This is a genomic window from Vibrio sp. 1557 (assembly GCF_033340175.1).
Classification (GTDB): Bacteria; Pseudomonadota; Gammaproteobacteria; order Enterobacterales; family Vibrionaceae; genus Vibrio; species Vibrio alginolyticus.
On record NZ_JAWOVZ010000013.1, the window covers coordinates 20,986 to 37,704 of the forward strand.

General features: G+C 44.7%; 14 protein-coding genes. 13 read left to right on the forward strand and 1 reads right to left on the reverse strand.

The window, feature by feature from the left end:
• Positions 1–290 precede the first annotated feature (290 nt).
• Complete coding sequence (locus R7070_RS15635) at positions 291–1,661, forward strand: MATE family efflux transporter (RefSeq protein ID WP_256900575.1); 1,371 nt, start codon at positions 291–293, stop codon at positions 1,659–1,661.
• Between the two features lie 134 nt (positions 1,662–1,795).
• Entirely contained in the window at positions 1,796–2,794 is a 999-nt protein-coding gene (locus R7070_RS15640) for a DUF3080 domain-containing protein (RefSeq protein WP_213961985.1), read from the forward strand.
• A 15-nt stretch (positions 2,795–2,809) separates the two neighbouring features.
• On the opposite strand, the gene R7070_RS15645 is transcribed toward R7070_RS15640, so the two are convergent.
• A complete protein-coding gene (locus tag R7070_RS15645; protein ID WP_086046755.1) occupies positions 2,810–3,655 on the reverse strand; it encodes a DNA ligase in 846 nt (281 codons plus the stop codon).
• Between the two features lie 422 nt (positions 3,656–4,077).
• On the opposite strand from R7070_RS15645, the gene R7070_RS15650 reads away from it, so the two are divergent.
• The 11 genes from R7070_RS15650 to R7070_RS15700 all read left to right on the forward strand — a co-directional run bounded on the left by R7070_RS15650 (position 4,078) and on the right by R7070_RS15700 (position 16,645).
• Positions 4,078–4,398 (forward strand): STAS domain-containing protein, encoded by a 321-nt coding sequence (locus R7070_RS15650; protein ID WP_017634929.1) that lies wholly within the window; start codon positions 4,078–4,080, stop codon positions 4,396–4,398.
• A 26-nt stretch (positions 4,399–4,424) separates the two neighbouring features.
• Positions 4,425–5,291 carry an OmpA family protein gene (locus R7070_RS15655; protein WP_017634930.1) on the forward strand — a complete coding sequence of 289 codons (867 nt, stop codon included), beginning with the start codon at positions 4,425–4,427 and terminating at the stop codon, positions 5,289–5,291.
• A complete protein-coding gene (locus tag R7070_RS15660; RefSeq protein WP_017820662.1) occupies positions 5,288–7,390 on the forward strand; it encodes an SLBB domain-containing protein in 2,103 nt (700 codons plus the stop codon). The genes R7070_RS15655 and R7070_RS15660 overlap by 4 nt, the downstream gene beginning before the upstream one ends.
• Positions 7,390–8,076, forward strand: coding sequence for an AAA family ATPase (locus tag R7070_RS15665; RefSeq protein ID WP_318141245.1), 687 nt, complete (start codon positions 7,390–7,392; stop codon positions 8,074–8,076). Before R7070_RS15660 ends, R7070_RS15665 begins: the two co-directional genes overlap by 1 nt.
• An 11-nt stretch (positions 8,077–8,087) precedes the next feature.
• Positions 8,088–8,468, forward strand: coding sequence for an Hpt domain-containing protein (locus R7070_RS15670; RefSeq protein WP_005377636.1), 381 nt, complete (start codon positions 8,088–8,090; stop codon positions 8,466–8,468).
• 308 nt (positions 8,469–8,776) lie between these two features.
• Positions 8,777–10,303: a sigma-54-dependent transcriptional regulator gene (locus R7070_RS15675; protein WP_085569876.1), complete on the forward strand. Its 1,527-nt coding sequence runs from the start codon at positions 8,777–8,779 to the stop codon at positions 10,301–10,303.
• Positions 10,278–11,348 (forward strand): glycosyltransferase family 4 protein, encoded by a 1,071-nt coding sequence (locus R7070_RS15680; protein WP_318141246.1) that lies wholly within the window; start codon positions 10,278–10,280, stop codon positions 11,346–11,348. Before R7070_RS15675 ends, R7070_RS15680 begins: the two co-directional genes overlap by 26 nt.
• Positions 11,349–11,492: 144 nt before the next feature.
• Positions 11,493–12,677 carry a glycosyltransferase gene (locus tag R7070_RS15685; protein ID WP_238855389.1) on the forward strand — a complete coding sequence of 395 codons (1,185 nt, stop codon included), beginning with the start codon at positions 11,493–11,495 and terminating at the stop codon, positions 12,675–12,677.
• Positions 12,678–12,688: 11 nt separating this feature from the next.
• A complete protein-coding gene (locus tag R7070_RS15690; RefSeq protein WP_005377641.1) occupies positions 12,689–13,861 on the forward strand; it encodes a glycosyltransferase in 1,173 nt (390 codons plus the stop codon).
• Positions 13,854–15,284 (forward strand): lipopolysaccharide biosynthesis protein, encoded by a 1,431-nt coding sequence (locus R7070_RS15695; RefSeq protein WP_256900576.1) that lies wholly within the window; start codon positions 13,854–13,856, stop codon positions 15,282–15,284. The genes R7070_RS15690 and R7070_RS15695 overlap by 8 nt, the downstream gene beginning before the upstream one ends.
• Complete coding sequence (locus tag R7070_RS15700; RefSeq protein WP_213872000.1) at positions 15,281–16,645, forward strand: O-antigen ligase family protein; 1,365 nt, start codon at positions 15,281–15,283, stop codon at positions 16,643–16,645. Before R7070_RS15695 ends, R7070_RS15700 begins: the two co-directional genes overlap by 4 nt.
• The last annotated feature ends 74 nt before the right edge of the window (positions 16,646–16,719 follow it).

Genomic DNA, 16,719 nt, shown 5'->3' on the forward strand with positions numbered 1-16,719 from the left:
TTAATGAACACTGGTTTGTTCTCATGCATGCTTCAACATTACCATGATTCGCTGCTGTTCTCAGTAAAAGCGTATCCTTAGCGTGGAGAGCGTCCAGTCAGTGTTATCGACTATTAGCTACCTAGCTATGGAATATAAACATACAATTGTTTATCATTTGCGCGGAGTTTCTCCGAGGCATTTTTTCACCTTATCGTGACTAAAATCAACCATCAGATCCGTTCACCACATCTTTTGCCCTCGAGTACTCTCATTCTTTCAACTTATTGTTCCGCTCTGGAGTATTTTTCGTGCATCGCTATAAAGAAGAAGCATCAAGTCTTATCAAATTGGCGACCCCGGTATTGATCGCATCTGTCGCTCAAACTGGTATGGGGTTTGTTGATACCGTAATGGCTGGAGGCGTTAGCGCCACCGACATGGCTGCGGTTTCTGTCGCTTCAAGTATTTGGCTACCATCCATTTTGTTTGGGGTGGGTTTATTAATGGCATTGGTCCCTGTTGTCGCACAGTTAAATGGCTCTGGTCGTCGAGTGAAAATACCGTTTGAAATTCAGCAAGGCGTCGTTTTGGCATTGCTGATCAGTGTGCCGATAATTGCAGTCCTGCTTCAAACCCAGTTTATTCTCGAGCTGATGGATGTTGAAGCACTGATGGCTGAAAAAACGGTGGGATACATTCATGCCGTTATATTAGCAGTACCCGCTTTTTTACTTTTCCAAACGCTTAGAAGCTTTACGGATGGTATGTCATTGACGAAACCGGCAATGGTGATTGGCTTTATCGGTTTGCTGCTCAACATTCCTCTAAACTGGATTTTCGTGTACGGCAAGTTTGGTGCACCTGAATTAGGCGGTGTTGGCTGTGGTGTAGCAACCACGATTGTTTACTGGGTCATGTTTGCCATGCTATTGCTGTATGTGATGACATCAGAGCGATTGAAAAGCATCAACCTATTTGGAGAATGGCATCGCCCACAATGGAAAGCGCAAGTTCGTCTATTCAAGCTCGGCTTTCCTGTTGCAGCAGCGCTGTTTTTTGAAGTGACATTGTTTGCTGTTGTTGCACTGCTCGTTTCACCACTGGGTCCTATCATTGTGGCAGCGCATCAAGTCGCGATTAACTTCTCCTCGTTGGTATTTATGCTACCAATGAGTATTGGTGCAGCAGTAAGCATTCGTGTCGGCCATCGACTTGGTGAAGAAAACGTAGATGGCGCGCGCGTAGCGTCACGAGTCGGCATTATGGTTGGTCTAGCATTGTCCGTTCTCACAGCGATTTTAACCGTCTTGTCTCGTGAGTGGATCGCCGAGCTTTACACTAGCAACCCAGAGGTAATCACTCTAGCGATGCACCTGCTCGTATTTGCCGCTGTTTATCAATGTACGGATGCGGTTCAAGTGATCGCAGCTGGTGCATTACGCGGCTATAAAGACATGCGAGCCATCTTCAACCGTACTTTTATTGCTTATTGGATTCTTGGGCTGCCAATTGGTTACGTCCTTGGCCGTACAGACTGGATTGTCGAGCCAATGGGAGCACAAGGCTTCTGGCTTGGTTTTATCATCGGCCTATCTTCTGCGGCCTTTATGTTAGGCGTCAGAATGCGTTGGATGCATCGCCAAGAGCCAGAAGTGCAATTGAACTTTTCAGTTCAATAAAAAGTAAAAAAAGCCAGCATCCGCTGGCTTTTTTGATCGAATAATCACACGGTTGAGTATACTTATAACAAGATTACGAAGCGGTTGATTTTGCTCTCTAGACAACGGATACGAAGTTATAAAAAAGGATATTTGTGCGGTCTATTTTATTGTTCTTAATCTTGATTCTTAATGGTTGTGATAACTGGTTCAATCCAGAGAACGCCATGTTTGATAAGTATCATCAACGTGTAGCCAATGTATTGGACGTTCCTGCTATTCCAATAGAATTACAGTCTACGGTAACGATTCCTGCGAAACGCGTTTTGTTCGAGCCATTGCCAAGGCTATCTATTGGCCTGCTAGAGAGCTATCAATTACGACAATGCGGACTCTTTAATTTACTTGCCGAGAAAAACTCACAACTTGGAAAGGTGCAGGATGCCTTTCATGATTTTGATTATCAAACTGCCCTTTTAAGAGTCATGCATCGATGTTTATCCGAATTTCCACTTAGCGATGAAGAACGCGCGACATTGACAGAGCTTTACTCAACCAAGTGGCAACATTTAGACATTCATCTCGACAACTTACTACTCGTAAGTGACGCCATGCAAAAGCAACTAACTGCCTCTGATTGGCTATCTCAAAATACGACGAATGATATTGCACGCATTAACGATGTCTATCGTATTTTCAGCGAAATGTATGATTTACCCCACCGCGCGGTCTCACGTCTACCCGACGTGGAAGTTACGCAATATCAAGAAGAGTTAGAGAAATCTCGTTTACTCGGACGACTTTACTATTCAATAGTAAACACATCCCTTTGGTTAAAAGCGACAACTCAGCTACTTGAGCAGAACCAGAGCAATGTATTGTGCGGGCCGAACAGAGACACCACTCAGTTCCGCTACTTAAGAAATGTCTTTCAATCCATTTACGTTGAAGAAGTGCAACCTTATTTGGCTTATTTAGACAGTACCTATCAACAACTTAATGATGGTGCCACTTTGGTGGAGAACCGTATGCAACTCCATGGTCACCAGTATGGCATAATTGAGGCACATAGGACATTTAGGCAAGAAACCCTAAACCACGTTCAGTTTTGGCAGGGTCTCTTCAAACGATGTGGCGTAACCGTTGGCAACTAGTAAGTGCAGAGCGTTCTATTCCTTCAACCTTTCACGCAAGAATCGAGCAAAACGCGGTTTACCAGTATGTGTAAAACCGTTATATCTAAATGTAATGGTTGAACCAATTTTCGGAGGCTGGCGACGCACTTCATCGGTAAATCCGCTACCGATGTAAAACTCAATGCCATTTGGTAAGCGAACTAACATTGCTCCCATCATACCTAATAAGCGCCCTGTTCCTGGCTTATAACCCACAACTAACGCTTCATCATCTGCGTATCGTTTTAGTTTAAGCAAATCACTACCGCGTCCAGCCTGATAGCGGCTTGATACCTTCCGCAACATCACCCCTTCACCGTCGGATATTGAAATTTTATCCAACTGTGTGAACAGATGAGCTTCATTTTGAATGGCTCGGTGCTCGACATATTTGATATGAGGCTGGTCGACTTCAAGCACTAAATCTTTGATGTTGTAATAACGCTTCCGATAATCACCAGCGGAATATGGCATATCAAAGATCATAAAGTCGATGTGTCGCCAAGCAGATTCAACAGGAGTTTTATCTAATACCGTTTGCTGAACAAGATGGAAGTTACCTCTCCCAGCCCAAAGTTCACCGTCCAACGGATAATCAGGTAAAGGTCCTGTAAACCAATCTGGGGCGTAGATTCGATTACCATTTCTCGTCACGAGATGTTGCCCAGTCCAATAAGCGCGAACACCATCAAGTTTTTCGCTATACCAATATTCAGACACATCAATGCCATCCTGATAGCTTTGTGCAAGAGAAACTGGTGGTGCGAGAGACGTATCCGCTTGAAGCTGTGAAGACGCTGCCATAACAGCCAGCGCAATTAATGTCATTTTTAATGGCATAAGAAGACCTTGTACAAAAAATCGCCTTTATTGAAACGTAAGTCCTCTCGATGACCTATTTATTACTAGTTATTCTTCGACTCATAACAATCAACATTAGTAATAATTTGCAAAGATAATCATAAACTTTAGACAGGTTTTGCATTTAGTCGTTACACGCTATTCACGTAAGGCGGATGGTTCGTCAATCGAGTTGGAATCTAATCATGACGAACCTCCCCGCTCTAACGACTTCTTTCGGCTCAACACCTCTTATAAGCAAACCATTTCTCTGTGCGTTTTTGATTCTCAATTTGAGAATCAGTCCTTTCTCAAATTGAACAATATCATTAACAATATTTAACTATTTGATTTTTAATTAATTTCAAATTGGCACGTTACCTGCTCTATATCCAATTAGAAAAACAAACGGAGACAGAGTCATGGAATTACGCAAACTAGAAATCAATCAAGACAAGTTAGCCATTGAGTTTTTTGGTGACTTAGATGCAAGCGGCTGTCGACAAGCACAACATCACATTGATGAGGTAATTCACAACAATCATCACAAAGAAGTCGAAATTAACCTACAGCACGTCCAATTTCTTGATTCTTCAGGGATTGGTGCCATTGTTTACTTATATAAGCGTCTAGTTGAACGTGAAAGAAGCATGAGTATTGAAAACGTATCAGGCCAACCTTTAGAAATCATGAGCTTGCTTCGTATCAACCATGCCATTCCCGTTAACTCAAAAGGACACTAAAAATACCGGTTTAAACGGAGGTTGGCATGGTAAATCTTTTACGACGATACGCAGTAAGCGGTCTTGTTGTCGGCATGTTTGGTTGTTCGTCGTTTGACTACCCAGAACACGGGAAAGGTGGCTTGGCGGAAAGCTATCAAGATATCTCGATCGAGAATTATCAGTTTTCCCCAGTAATGCCTGACGAGCCTTTAGGTCCAGAACATGGGTTAAGGTTTGATTGGCAATTGACCAAGTTACATCTAGACGCACTAATCCAAGAGGGCGCGCGCTGGTGTTTTCCTGCGGCAGTTGTTCAGGCCCTTGAAAAACAAAATAGAATTGCGCGCGAGTTAGAAGGTGGGCTTTTACTCGACGCTGCCAACGACCTTGTGATTCAGCGTCGACGCTTAAACCAGCTCGAACAACAACTCGACTACGTACTGAGCCAAACCACTTGCACACCGCCCGATGATATTGAAGCACTACGTAGCGACCTAAACATAGTCTCGGATATCTATGCACTACTTAATATCGACAACCAGTTTGCTGTCGATTCAGCAGAAATCAACCCGAAGTACATGGGACATTTGGCAGAAGCAGCCTACATTTTACGTGACCACCCCAACCTATCTCTTGTAGTAACGGGGCATGCGGATGCAACTGGAACACCCGATTACAACCAGAAACTTGCTCAAGCGCGTGCGGAACAAGTAAAGCGTTACCTAACCGTATTTGGTATCACTTCAGAGAGAGTCACTACCAAATCTGTCGGAGATAACCTGCCACTCTATGAAGGTGAAACATCCGCCGTGCGTTTAACTAATCGTCGAGTAAGCATCGAGGTTATTAGCCCTAATTCAGATAGCGATACCTCAATAAACCGCAACCCAACGGCAGGAGGCGCGCTATGAACACGATGAAACCATTTATCCTCTTAATGTTGTTGTGTCTGGTCGCGTGGGTACCTTCTTCCATAGCGGATGAGAGCAATACTGTTAAGGTCGGTGATTTAATACAGATTAACTTACCTGGAGAGGCGTCGTTAAACCAAGGGTTTCAGGTTGATCGTCGTGGACGAATTAATTTACCAGAAGTCGGCCCTGTGTTAGTGGCCGGCTACAATGAACAACAACTCCAAGACGTGATTATCGACAGGCTAAAGACCGTGTATCGTGACGTTAACAACGCTCGAGTTTTTATTAAACAGCAACAGTTGTTAGTGTCCGTTCAAGGCTACGTGGTCAAACCCGGTGAATATACCTTACCTTCTGGGTCCAACATTCAAATGTTTGTGTACGAAGCTGGCGGCCTGCGCGCTGGGGCTCAGCTTGATAAAATGATCGTGAAACGTGGAAATAAAAACATTGAATTTGACTACAAACGCTTCCTTGATACGGGTGACAATAGCCAACTGCCAAAACTAGAATCACTGGATGTCTTATTTGTCCCCGCTTCCCCACTCGTAGGGAATATTGAGCAAGAGTTTGATGCAGCAAAACTCGCGAATTCAGGTGACAGCGCAGATTCCGCTCGTGCAATCAAAGTCTTTGGTGAAGTCAACGCACCTGGCTCGTTCTCATACAAGCCAAACACCACGCTAGTTGATGTCGTAATGCGAGCTGGCGGCGTGACACGATATGCCAGTGTTGAGCAAATTCGCGTGATAACAAACAATAACCCAACCATGTTTAACCTGAAAAAGTACCTTGATACTGGAGACCAAAGCCTACTGCCGGAGATCCTGCCAGGTGCCACCATCTTTGTCCCAAAACAGGAAGAAGAAATCAAAGCAGGTGCAAATGTGGTTTACGTGATGGGTGAAGTCGCCCATCCTGGGGCATACGAAGGCAAGCAAGGCGCTAGCTTCATGGATATCCTCGCCAACGCTGGCGGGCCCACTCGCTACGCAGAATCTCGCCAAATTCGCGTTATAAAAGCCGATGGCAAAGTCATCAAATTCGATCTTACCGCGCATACAGAAGGACTATCTTCAGCCAGACCACCAAATGTTGGACCGGGAGACGCGATTTTCGTGCCGGAGAAAACCGATTTCAATGAGAAGTCTTGGTTAAAAGTAGCACCTAGTCGAGCGGTCGCAGTGATGGGAGAAGTTGTTCGCCCTGGACGCATCGAGTGGTCAGACGAAATGGATTTGATTGATCTGCTTGCACACGTTGGAGGCCCAACTCGACGAGCTGATACCACCAAAATTGAAGTCGCCAATAACGGTCAAATGACACAATTTGACTTAGACCAATACATTCTGGATGGCTCACCAACATCAAGCCTACCTCAAGTTTCCGCTGGTACAGTCGTAAGGGTACATGCATTGCCTGACGACCCATCCGATAATAAATCGCAATGGGTAAGCCAAAGCTCTGACGCATCGATATACGTTTTCGGGCAAATCAATGCACCTGGGCGCTATCGTTTCACTGAAGATATGCATTTTCTGGATATTTTGTCTGCCGCCGATGGACCGACAATGGATGCAGATATTCACAACATCCGTGTCACACACCGAGGCCTAGGTTATGCCAAAGTGAGTAAATTGAATTTATCGATGTACTTTGAAACAGGCGATGAGTCAATTCTGCCCCACGTTCGTCCTGGTGATACCATTTACATTCCAGAAAAAAACAAAAACTGGTTAGATCGTTCAAAAGAGTCCACGGTACGCGTATTAGGTGAAGTAAGAGACCCAGGGCGGTACGTATTCAATGACAACATGACTGTGCTTGATCTGTTAGCGGAAGCAGGAGGACCAACTGACAATGCCTACCTTGAAAAGATCAGTGTGGTCAATATGTCTTGCTGCCAAGGCCAAGCCCGAACATTTGATTTGGTTAACTTTAGTAAAACAGCCAACATTTATGAGCTGCCAGTTATTCGCGCAGGCGACACGATTTACATTCCCCATAAAGACGAAAGCTTTGTTGAAAAAGCGAGGGCCGGATTAAGAGATATTTTACAAATCACCACAACCATCGTGTTAATAGGAGCGTTGTAATGACTATTCCTGCAACTCACGCTGAGATTGAGCAAATTTATCTTCAGAGCGAACAGAAAGGCCACAAAACGATTTGTGTTGTGGGTTGTAAATCTGAAGATGGTGTCACTTCCGTGGCGTCATCTCTTGCAGAGCGCTTGGTTTTAGCAGGGCACAATACTTTGTATGTAGACCTTAACTTATTCAAACCCGCTTATCACACTGTTCACGAATTTGATGATGACGAGAAGGTTGGCTATTTGATCACACGAGAGAATACACATCAAACTTTAGTCGGCCTCCCTGCTCCATCTCTCGCCAGCACTCAGTTAGCGTACCGAGACCCAACAATGCTGAAACGAAACATTGCACAATGGTTAACGCAGTACGAGCGCGTCGTGATAGATACATCACCACTTCTCAGTGTCAACCGAAGCAATATTGCGCCTCAAGTGATTGCTGGCGTATGTGATGCTACTTTGTTAGTAGCGCATTATGGTTCTACGACTGCAACCCAGCTCGAGCAAGCCAAAAAGCTACTCGATGCTAGCGATGCGAACGTGATTGGTTCTGTCTTGAACATGAAGCATACACCAAGCCTGAAAGATGAGTTAATCCGCCAAGTTTCCAAGCTGCGTTTCTTACCAAAAAAGTGGAAAGAAAAACTGTCTCAGCAAATTAAAAAAAGCGAACTGTTTATGTTATAGGGAGCGCTATTATGACGATAAATAACACATTGACTATCGAGCAAGAATTAGTGGATGAGCATATTCTTCAGCAAATGATCAAAGATACGTGCGCCGAAATCATCCCTACCTTGATTGATCACTATGTCGAAGAGTCACGCGATCGCATGGAGAAAATAGAGCAAGCATTAAGCACAAAAGACCTTCAAACATTAGAGTTCGAGGTTCACACACTGGGCAGTTCTGCTCTCGCTCTAGGCAATCGAACGCTTTCAAGACAAGCAAGAATGATTGAGAAGTACTGTGTCGAAGGAAAAATACCAAAAGCATTGGAGCTTTGTGAAACACTTCCTCAACTCGCCAATGAATCGTTTGATGCGTTAGAAAAGCGAAAAGCTCAAGGGTTTGAGTAGTATCAGTGTCTTACTCCCTAGCGAAGCATCGCGTTTGATAAAGCGCGATGCCGACATCATCTCAGAAATTTAGGCTCCAAATTCAGTCACCCTCGCCAAGCCACACACCTTGAAGTTATTTGGGCATAACTTAATCAATTAAAAAGTATGGATTTTTCGCAAATTTCCTACCTTGTGCTAATACTTAAATAACGCTTTTCTCAAATTGAGAATTTTCAGCACTAGAGAGCAATAAACCACTCATAACGCCAAATAGTAGTGCTGACAAAAATCATAAAAAATGAAACAAACTACGTTGGGATGGGACTATGAGACCAAGGGTGTTACTGGTAGAGGACTCTACTTCACTAGCCATACTTTATAAGCAGTATGTGAAAGACGAACCTTATGACATTTTTCATGTCGAGACAGGTCGCGAAGCGATTCAATTTATTGAAAGAAGCAAACCTCAGCTCATCATTCTCGATTTGAAACTGCCCGACATGTCTGGCGAAGACGTGCTGGATTGGATCAACCAGAATGACATTCCTACGTCCGTTATTATTGCTACGGCACACGGCAGCGTCGACTTAGCCGTTAATCTAATTCAAAAAGGTGCGGAAGATTTCTTAGAAAAGCCCATAAACGCTGATCGCCTAAAAACGTCAGTTGCATTGCACCTTAAACGCGCCAAATTGGAAGATTTGGTGGAAAATATTCAGTCCAAGTTTGATCGCCACAACTATCACGGATTCATCGGTTCAAGTCTCCCGATGCAGGCGGTATACAAGACCATTGATGCTGTTGCGCCAACTTCTGCCAGTGTGTTTATTGTGGGAGAAAGCGGCACAGGTAAAGAAGTTTGTGCTGAAGCCGTCCACCGCCAGAGCGACCGTAAAGACAAGCCTTTTATTGCAATTAACTGTGGGGCTATTCCACGAGATTTGATGGAAAGTGAGATTTTTGGTCACGTTAAAGGGGCCTTTACTGGAGCAACAACAGATCGAAAAGGTGCGGCGACGCTGGCACATGGTGGTACGCTTTTTCTTGATGAGCTATGTGAAATGGAACTTGAGATGCAAAAGAAGTTGCTCCGCTTTCTACAAACGGGCACTTACACTCCTCTTGGTGGCACTCGAGAAATGAAAGTGGATGTGAGAATCATTTGTGCCACCAACCGAGATCCATTAACAGAAGTAGAAGAAGGTCGTTTTCGTGAAGACTTATACTACCGTGTGCACGTTATACCTATCGATATGCCCCCATTACGTGAACGAGGAAGTGACATCGTCACGCTTGCCAAGCACTTCTTGACCACTTACGCCAAACAGGACAAAAAGAAATTCTCAACAATCGACAGCGAAGCTCAACATATCATCAAGCATTACGAATGGCCGGGTAATGTAAGGCAACTACAAAACATCATACGTAACATTGTGGTGCTTAATAACGACGAAAAAGTCACGGTGAGCCACCTACCCGCTCAACTCACTAAAAAGTCTAAAGTTACGAAAACAACGACACCTGCGCATGTTGCTCAAGAGTCAGCAAACATTGCACCAATCACACCACCACCTGTTTATACTGAGGAACCTTCACCTTCTGCGGTCGAACCGTCGATTACCGCAGCGGAGCTGCCTGGTACACCGTCCTCTGCTGCTACCTCACCGTACTTTAACTCTGATGGAACCATTCGCCCTATGTGGCAAGTAGAGCGTGAAGCAATTCAAAACGCAATCGCGTACTGTGATGGCAACGTCCTCAACGCCGCTGTCATGCTGGAGTTAAGCCCATCTACGGTTTACCGAAAAAAACAAGCGTGGGAAGCGGATGAAATTAATCTCGAACAATCTTGATAAACCTGCCATTGGTGAAATTTGGATCTTGCTTGATAGCCGTCTATTCGGCGGCATTGAAAGTCACGTTATCGAGCTAGCTCGGGGATTAATCGCCTTTGGAAACAAAGCTCGAGTTGTGCTAACCACCGAGTATTCGCCAGCCGCTCAGATTGTACAGAAGGCAAAAGAAGCCGCGATCCCTGTGAGTTACTTAAACTATTTGTCTGGCGAGCCCAATAAAGCTTTAAAAATTAAACACCTAACAAGCGCTGTCGCCAATCACCAACCCTCAGTGGTTCACTCCCATGGTTATAAAGCGTCGATTTTGTCGCGCTGCGCCAAACTGCTCACCCGTACGTTTCCTCGTTTGATTTCAACTTATCATGCTGGTGAATCGTCCTCAGGGGAACTATGGCTATACGATTGGCTTGATAGAAGCTCAGGCAGCCTATCTGACCATTGCTTTGCTGTCAGTCCGAGTATTCAGCGCAAAGTTTTTTGTTCTTCAGAACTGCTGAATAACTTTGTTTCGATTCCCAACAGTCAACCCAACTATCAGGAGATCGCTTTTGTCGGCCGATTGAGTCAGGAAAAAGGCGCCGATCAATTTATTGAGGTAGCGAGGCTCTGTCCAACATTACAGTTTAGTGTGTACGGTGATGGCCCAGAAAAAGAGTCGCTTAATCAAACTGCCCCTTCAAATGTGACTTTCTTCGGCCATCAAACCGATATGGAAGGTGTTTGGGAAAATATCAGTGTACTTATCATTTCTTCTCGTTATGAGGGTCTTCCAATGGCGGCGCTTGAAGCCATGTCGAGAGGCATTGCCGTGATGAGCTTACGTGTAGGTCGCCTTCCAGATATTATCCAAACGGGTAAAAATGGTTTTATCGTCGAAGACATTCCCTCTCTTGCTAAATGTCTTCATGACTGGATGTCGATTGGTGAAGCGCAACAATCACTCATTCGCCAGAATGCTCGACAAACCATCATTGATGATTTCTCAGCGCAAAGTGTGATTCCCGTATTGCTACAAAAATATCAAATTGAAACGGATCACTAATCCATATTGATTCTCAATATGAGAATGATGAGTTCCAAACATAAATATCATATAAGATTCAATCATATAAACTAATGGCATATTTTGGCATCTCTATTGCAGCTCAGCAGTTAACGCAGATTAATGATGAGACAGAGGTGACTTATGACTACGCCAAAACGCATTCTATATGTTCATTATGGTGATAATTGGATTCGCGGCAGTGAAGTGGTGCTTCTGGATCTCATTTCAGGAATCGACCGCGATAAGTTTGAGCCATTCGTATGGTCCAACTGCCAACCATTAATCGATAAGTGCCAATCGCTCGGAATTGAAGCGGAACATTCAGCCTTCAATTTGGTGGGTGGTTGGAGCGCTCCGCGCTGGGATATTAGCGGGTGGAATAGCCTTATCAAACAAGGCTCAGCATTGATCGAAAAGCACAACATCGACTTGGTACACGTCAATAGCGGCGGCCCTTGTCAATGGATGTGTTTGGCTGCTCGCATGAATCATATACCACTTGTCACGCAACTTCATTGCCATTATACATTGCGCGATCGCTTCTCTCTCGGACTTCACCTCTCTCCAAAATTGATTTGCGTTAGCAAAGATGTTGGACGCGAAATTCTTCAGGACGGCTACCCACAAAACCAACTTCATGTCGTACACAACGGCGTGTCACTTCAAGGCGTGGATACACCCATAGACATTAAAGTTCGCCTCGGAATCCCATCACAGGCCTTTACCTTTCTGTCGGTGGGTTCGCTGATTAAGCGCAAAGGGTTCGACCGCCTTATTCGCGCAATGCGCATGCACAACTACCATCACAACAACCCTCACCTTGTTATTGTTGGTGACGGCGAAGAAAGAGAAGCATTGCAACAGCTTGCATCGGATCTTGGTATCCAAGAACGAGTGCACTTTGTCGGAGAACAACACAATGCCGGAGCGTGGATGTGTGGTAATGCAGACGCTTTTATTAGCGGCGCCTATGAAGAGGCCTTTGGTCTCGTGCTCGGGGAAGCGGCTTTAGCTCAACTGCCTATCGTGGCTCCTAAAACGGGAGGCATTCCTGAGTTGTTCGAGCATAATCACTCTGCATTGCTGTACCAGAACAGTGGAATGGCGAGCCTGTTAAACGCGATTCAACAAGTCATCCAAGACGCGGCATTAAGAAACAAGCTGGCGGAAAACGCTTACCTACATGCTAGCCAGAACTTAACGACGACTGCATCTATCAACGCTATTGAACGTATTTACGAAGGTGAACTTAATAACAACGCCATTACACCAATGCCAATGACTCACTGCATGAAGCCGCTTTCACGCTGGTTGAGCATCAATTGAGGAGCCCGGTCATGAAACGTGTATTGATGTTCGACGCCATCCCAATGCAAGGTGGATCCAAAATCGCGAATGCAGAGCTCCTTAAGCAGTGCGATAAGCTGAACGTGATTGGTTATCTACTCACTACAAATCCAGAGCATTGGGCGTCACTGCTTAGTGATACACCGCGTGTGCAAGTTATAAAAATAAAACCATCACCATTTAACTCGACTCATGGACTGACCTACTGGTTGATGAACGCTTACTACTTTCTCCAACTTCTCTACGCGTGCATGAAGCTGCCAAAAATAGATAGCTTTTTGGGCCTATCTTGCCCAAGTAATGATATGCCTTTGTACTTACTACGATTAATTAGCAAAAAGCCTGTGGTACAGATGGTTCATGGCCCTATTGGACGATCGAGATCTGCTGGCTACTGCTTAGTAAAAGCATCGGCAATTTACTACTTGGCAAACACCCGCGAATCAATGGTAGAAGCATTACAGGCCTACCTCAAAACAGAGAAGCCAGCCACCGAACGCTATTGGTGTGGTTTGAATACATCTACATTTGTTAATGGATTATCGAAAGATCGCTGGCCAAAACAAGCGAATCCGATTTCAAGCCGCGTTTTCTGGGCAGCTAGCTTACTAAAATGGAAGAACATCGATCTTTTGCTTGATGCTTTAACACTTGATGAGTCGAAAAAGATCAAATCCACCGTGTGTTACATCAAACCTAACGTGGCAGGTGTGGAATATTCAACACCGGACTTCAACACACAAGGTGTTGAATGGCATGAGTGCCCAAACAACTTAGATGAATTGCGTTCACAGTGTGGTGTGTTTGTTTCCACCAGTCTCAACGAACCTTTTGGGTTATCTATTTTGGAAGCGCTCGCTGCAGGTATGTGTGTCGTCATTCCACATGATGATAGTTATTGGGACCGCGTGTTAACTCACGGCCGAAATTGTATTAAATACACGCCTAACAATGTGGCTTCGTTACACAACGCAATTCGCCTTTTGAATGAATCGCCGTGGATGAAAGTAACGATGGGTATCGAAGCACTCAATGTTTCTCAACTATACACAGCCGAACGTTGTTATTTGCCAATCGCCCAGCACCTTGCTGCCGAAATTGCTACCAACAATGATTGCACACTCAAGACACCGCGAGACATCAAAGGATATGATCATGTCTAAAGCAATGACCAACATGACGCTATTTGCTATCGCCTTAGTGATCAATAAAAGCATCAGCCTAATCATGCTGCCTGTATTGCCCCACTTTCTCTCACCAGAACAAATGGGCAAGCTTGAGCTTCTAACAACCTTTGGTGTTGTTACGACCTTGTTTGTCAGTTTCGCTTTGCATGAAGCGCTTTATCGATTCGTCGGCGTTGAAAAGGATAAAAATACGCGCACAAGCCTACTAAACCAGCTGTACTCACTTGCTTTACTCATCGCTGGCGTCGTCGCTCTTAGCTTGCTCACTATCATTTTAATCGCCCCCATTCCCGCGCCTTTTACGCGAGTCGAATTTGCTATTGTTATGTTTGCCATCGTTCTAGAAGGCAGTATTGCAATCGGCACTGCCTGGTTAAGAACACAAGACGACAAAGCAAGAACACTGCTTAACGTCATGGTCACTACCACCATTTTTCAGGTCATTTTTATCGTCGCGGCGCTGTCTGTTCATCCCCATGTTATTTCTGTTTTGTGGGGGGGCTTGTTGGCTGCTATTACTCAATTTGTTTGGCTGCACATCGTTAACCGTTACAATGTCACCCTTCCTAAGCTGACATTGGCAAAACAATACCTAAACTACTGCCTACCAATGATGATGGCCGGTTTAGTAGCATTTTGTCTCAATGGCGCTGAACGCTGGTTCATTGGTGCCAACACTTCTCTTGCGACGTTAGGGATTTACGCGATAGCGGTAAAATTTGCAGTGGGCATGTGTATTTTAGTGCAGCCGTTTGGCATGTGGTGGATGCCACGTCGATTTAACTACTTAGAAGGGCGCAAGAACACTGAAGCAGTGCGCATCACACACTTAGGTATGATTTACATTACAGGTTTGAGTGTAGTGGTTGGCACATTAGCAATGGTGATGATCACCCACTTACTGCCAGAAACCTATCATGAGGCGGTACTATTCAGCTTATTCTTGCTACCTATCGCCATGTTAAAAGAATGGAGCGAGCTGATTAACATCTCCATTTTGTACAAGCGTCGTACTCGCTGGCTACTGGGTATAAATGTCGTCTCTGCGTGCGTTGCGATTGCTTTGCTGTTTGGCTTATCTTCTCTGGGTATTTATGGTGTGTTCATTGCGCTTTATTACGCACAACTGTGTAAGCTGGGCCTGACTTATGTAGTAGGTCAACAATGTATGACGTTGCCTTTTCACCTAAGTCTGATGGTTTTATTACAGATTATATCCGGTGTGGCACTGTTCCTGCTTCACTCTTCACAATCAATAGGAATCGCCATCGCAATTTGCATTTTGACATGCAGTTTGCTGGCAGGGATAGCCACTCGCTACATGAGTAAAGAGACGCTCAATGCTCTCACTCGATACATAGTGAAACGGCGTGGACAGGTGAAGAGATACTCGTTATGAATGAAACCAAGGTGAGAACAAAACAGTCCATCGCAGCACTGACGATCACTGTCGGTATCGGCCTGCTTTGGGTTGTTATGCCTCATCCCATTTTGATTGTTGCGTTGTGTTTCGCACCACTCGCGTTACTGTTTGTTCTCAATCAAACGTTTTGGCTTGTCACACTGTTCGTTATTTTTTCATTCTTTCGTATTCACGAAGCCTTTCCTGTTATCTATAACTTCAAGATCCCATTACTCTTATCACTGGGGGCACTAGCCGCACTCGCTTTTCACCTTCTTATAAGCCGCCAGATTACAGCTTTTTGGCACCCTTCATTAAAGTGGCTGTGTATATTTTGGGGTCTGGTTATCATCGGAATCATATTCGCTTCCAGTCGTGATATCGCAATAACGGTGTTCAAAAATACCTATTGGAAAATCATCATTATGACGTTGGCAATCACTTGGCTTATTACTAAACCTTCACAGCTCGCACAGATGTCAAAAGCAATTATTTTCGCCGGACTATTGATTGGCTTAGTGGCATTACAAAACGCAGCGAATGGCATTGATTTAGTCGAAGGAACGCGCGTGTCAATAGGACGATCCATAGGTTCAGTACTTGGCGATCCTAACGATTTGGCACTAGTGCTGATGTTTCCCCTTGCCTTTACCGTTAGTCAATTGATGGAGAAGCATTCCCCCAAGCATCTCAGGCTCTTTGCCCTTATCACCTGTTTGGTTTTGTTCTTTGCGATAATTGAGACTCAGAGCCGCGGTGGGTTACTCGGTTCACTGTCTGTATTTGCCTACTTTGCTTTTAAACACATCAAAAGCAAAACATTAGTCTTGGTACTAGGCGCCATCGCAGCGATCGTACTCTACGCATTCGCTGGTATTTCAGGACGAGAATCGGGGGGAGCCGCTGAGGATGGTATAGATGCCTCTGCGATGGGGCGACTTTATGCGTGGGAAGCGGCATTTAAAATGGCGATGCATCATCCGTTGACTGGCGTAGGTCTAGATAACTTCTACTTTAATTACTATTTCTACAGCCCACACTGGGATGGTATCAACCACGCCGTCCATAGTACTTGGTTTGGCGTGTTAGCAGAAACGGGTTTTGTCGGGCTCGCGGTGTTCATTACTTTAATTGTGTCATTGATCCGCACCTCTTTGCATTCCATCTCATTGCTGACACCAAAATCAGATTACACCCTCTCTGTAGGAGCAAACGCCGTGTTAAGTGGGCTTATCGGTACCATCGTATCAGGCACTTTTCTGACTCAAGGTTTCACTTGGCCAATTTACATTCTAGCGGCGTTAACAGTTGTCGTTAGCCGAATTGTTCAAAGTGACTGTCAAAATGAGAAATCCTAGTTTCAAACATAAACAAAACCCATAACTCACTGTTTTAAAATGGCTAATTCCTTGGCACGCATTGTGATTACTCA

Coding starts and splice junctions, on each gene's coding strand:
- R7070_RS15685 (WP_238855389.1), top strand. CDS start 11,493: ATGACTACGCCAAAACGCATTCTATATGTTCATTATGGTGATAATTGG.
- R7070_RS15665 (WP_318141245.1), top strand. CDS start 7,390: ATGACTATTCCTGCAACTCACGCTGAGATTGAGCAAATTTATCTTCAG.
- R7070_RS15675 (WP_085569876.1), top strand. CDS start 8,777: ATGAGACCAAGGGTGTTACTGGTAGAGGACTCTACTTCACTAGCCATA.
- R7070_RS15645 (WP_086046755.1), bottom strand. CDS start 3,655: ATGCCATTAAAAATGACATTAATTGCGCTGGCTGTTATGGCAGCGTCT.
- R7070_RS15680 (WP_318141246.1), top strand. CDS start 10,278: ATGAAATTAATCTCGAACAATCTTGATAAACCTGCCATTGGTGAAATT.
- R7070_RS15670 (WP_005377636.1), top strand. CDS start 8,088: ATGACGATAAATAACACATTGACTATCGAGCAAGAATTAGTGGATGAG.
- R7070_RS15700 (WP_213872000.1), top strand. CDS start 15,281: ATGAATGAAACCAAGGTGAGAACAAAACAGTCCATCGCAGCACTGACG.
- R7070_RS15655 (WP_017634930.1), top strand. CDS start 4,425: ATGGTAAATCTTTTACGACGATACGCAGTAAGCGGTCTTGTTGTCGGC.
- R7070_RS15695 (WP_256900576.1), top strand. CDS start 13,854: ATGTCTAAAGCAATGACCAACATGACGCTATTTGCTATCGCCTTAGTG.
- R7070_RS15650 (WP_017634929.1), top strand. CDS start 4,078: ATGGAATTACGCAAACTAGAAATCAATCAAGACAAGTTAGCCATTGAG.
- R7070_RS15690 (WP_005377641.1), top strand. CDS start 12,689: ATGAAACGTGTATTGATGTTCGACGCCATCCCAATGCAAGGTGGATCC.
- R7070_RS15660 (WP_017820662.1), top strand. CDS start 5,288: ATGAACACGATGAAACCATTTATCCTCTTAATGTTGTTGTGTCTGGTC.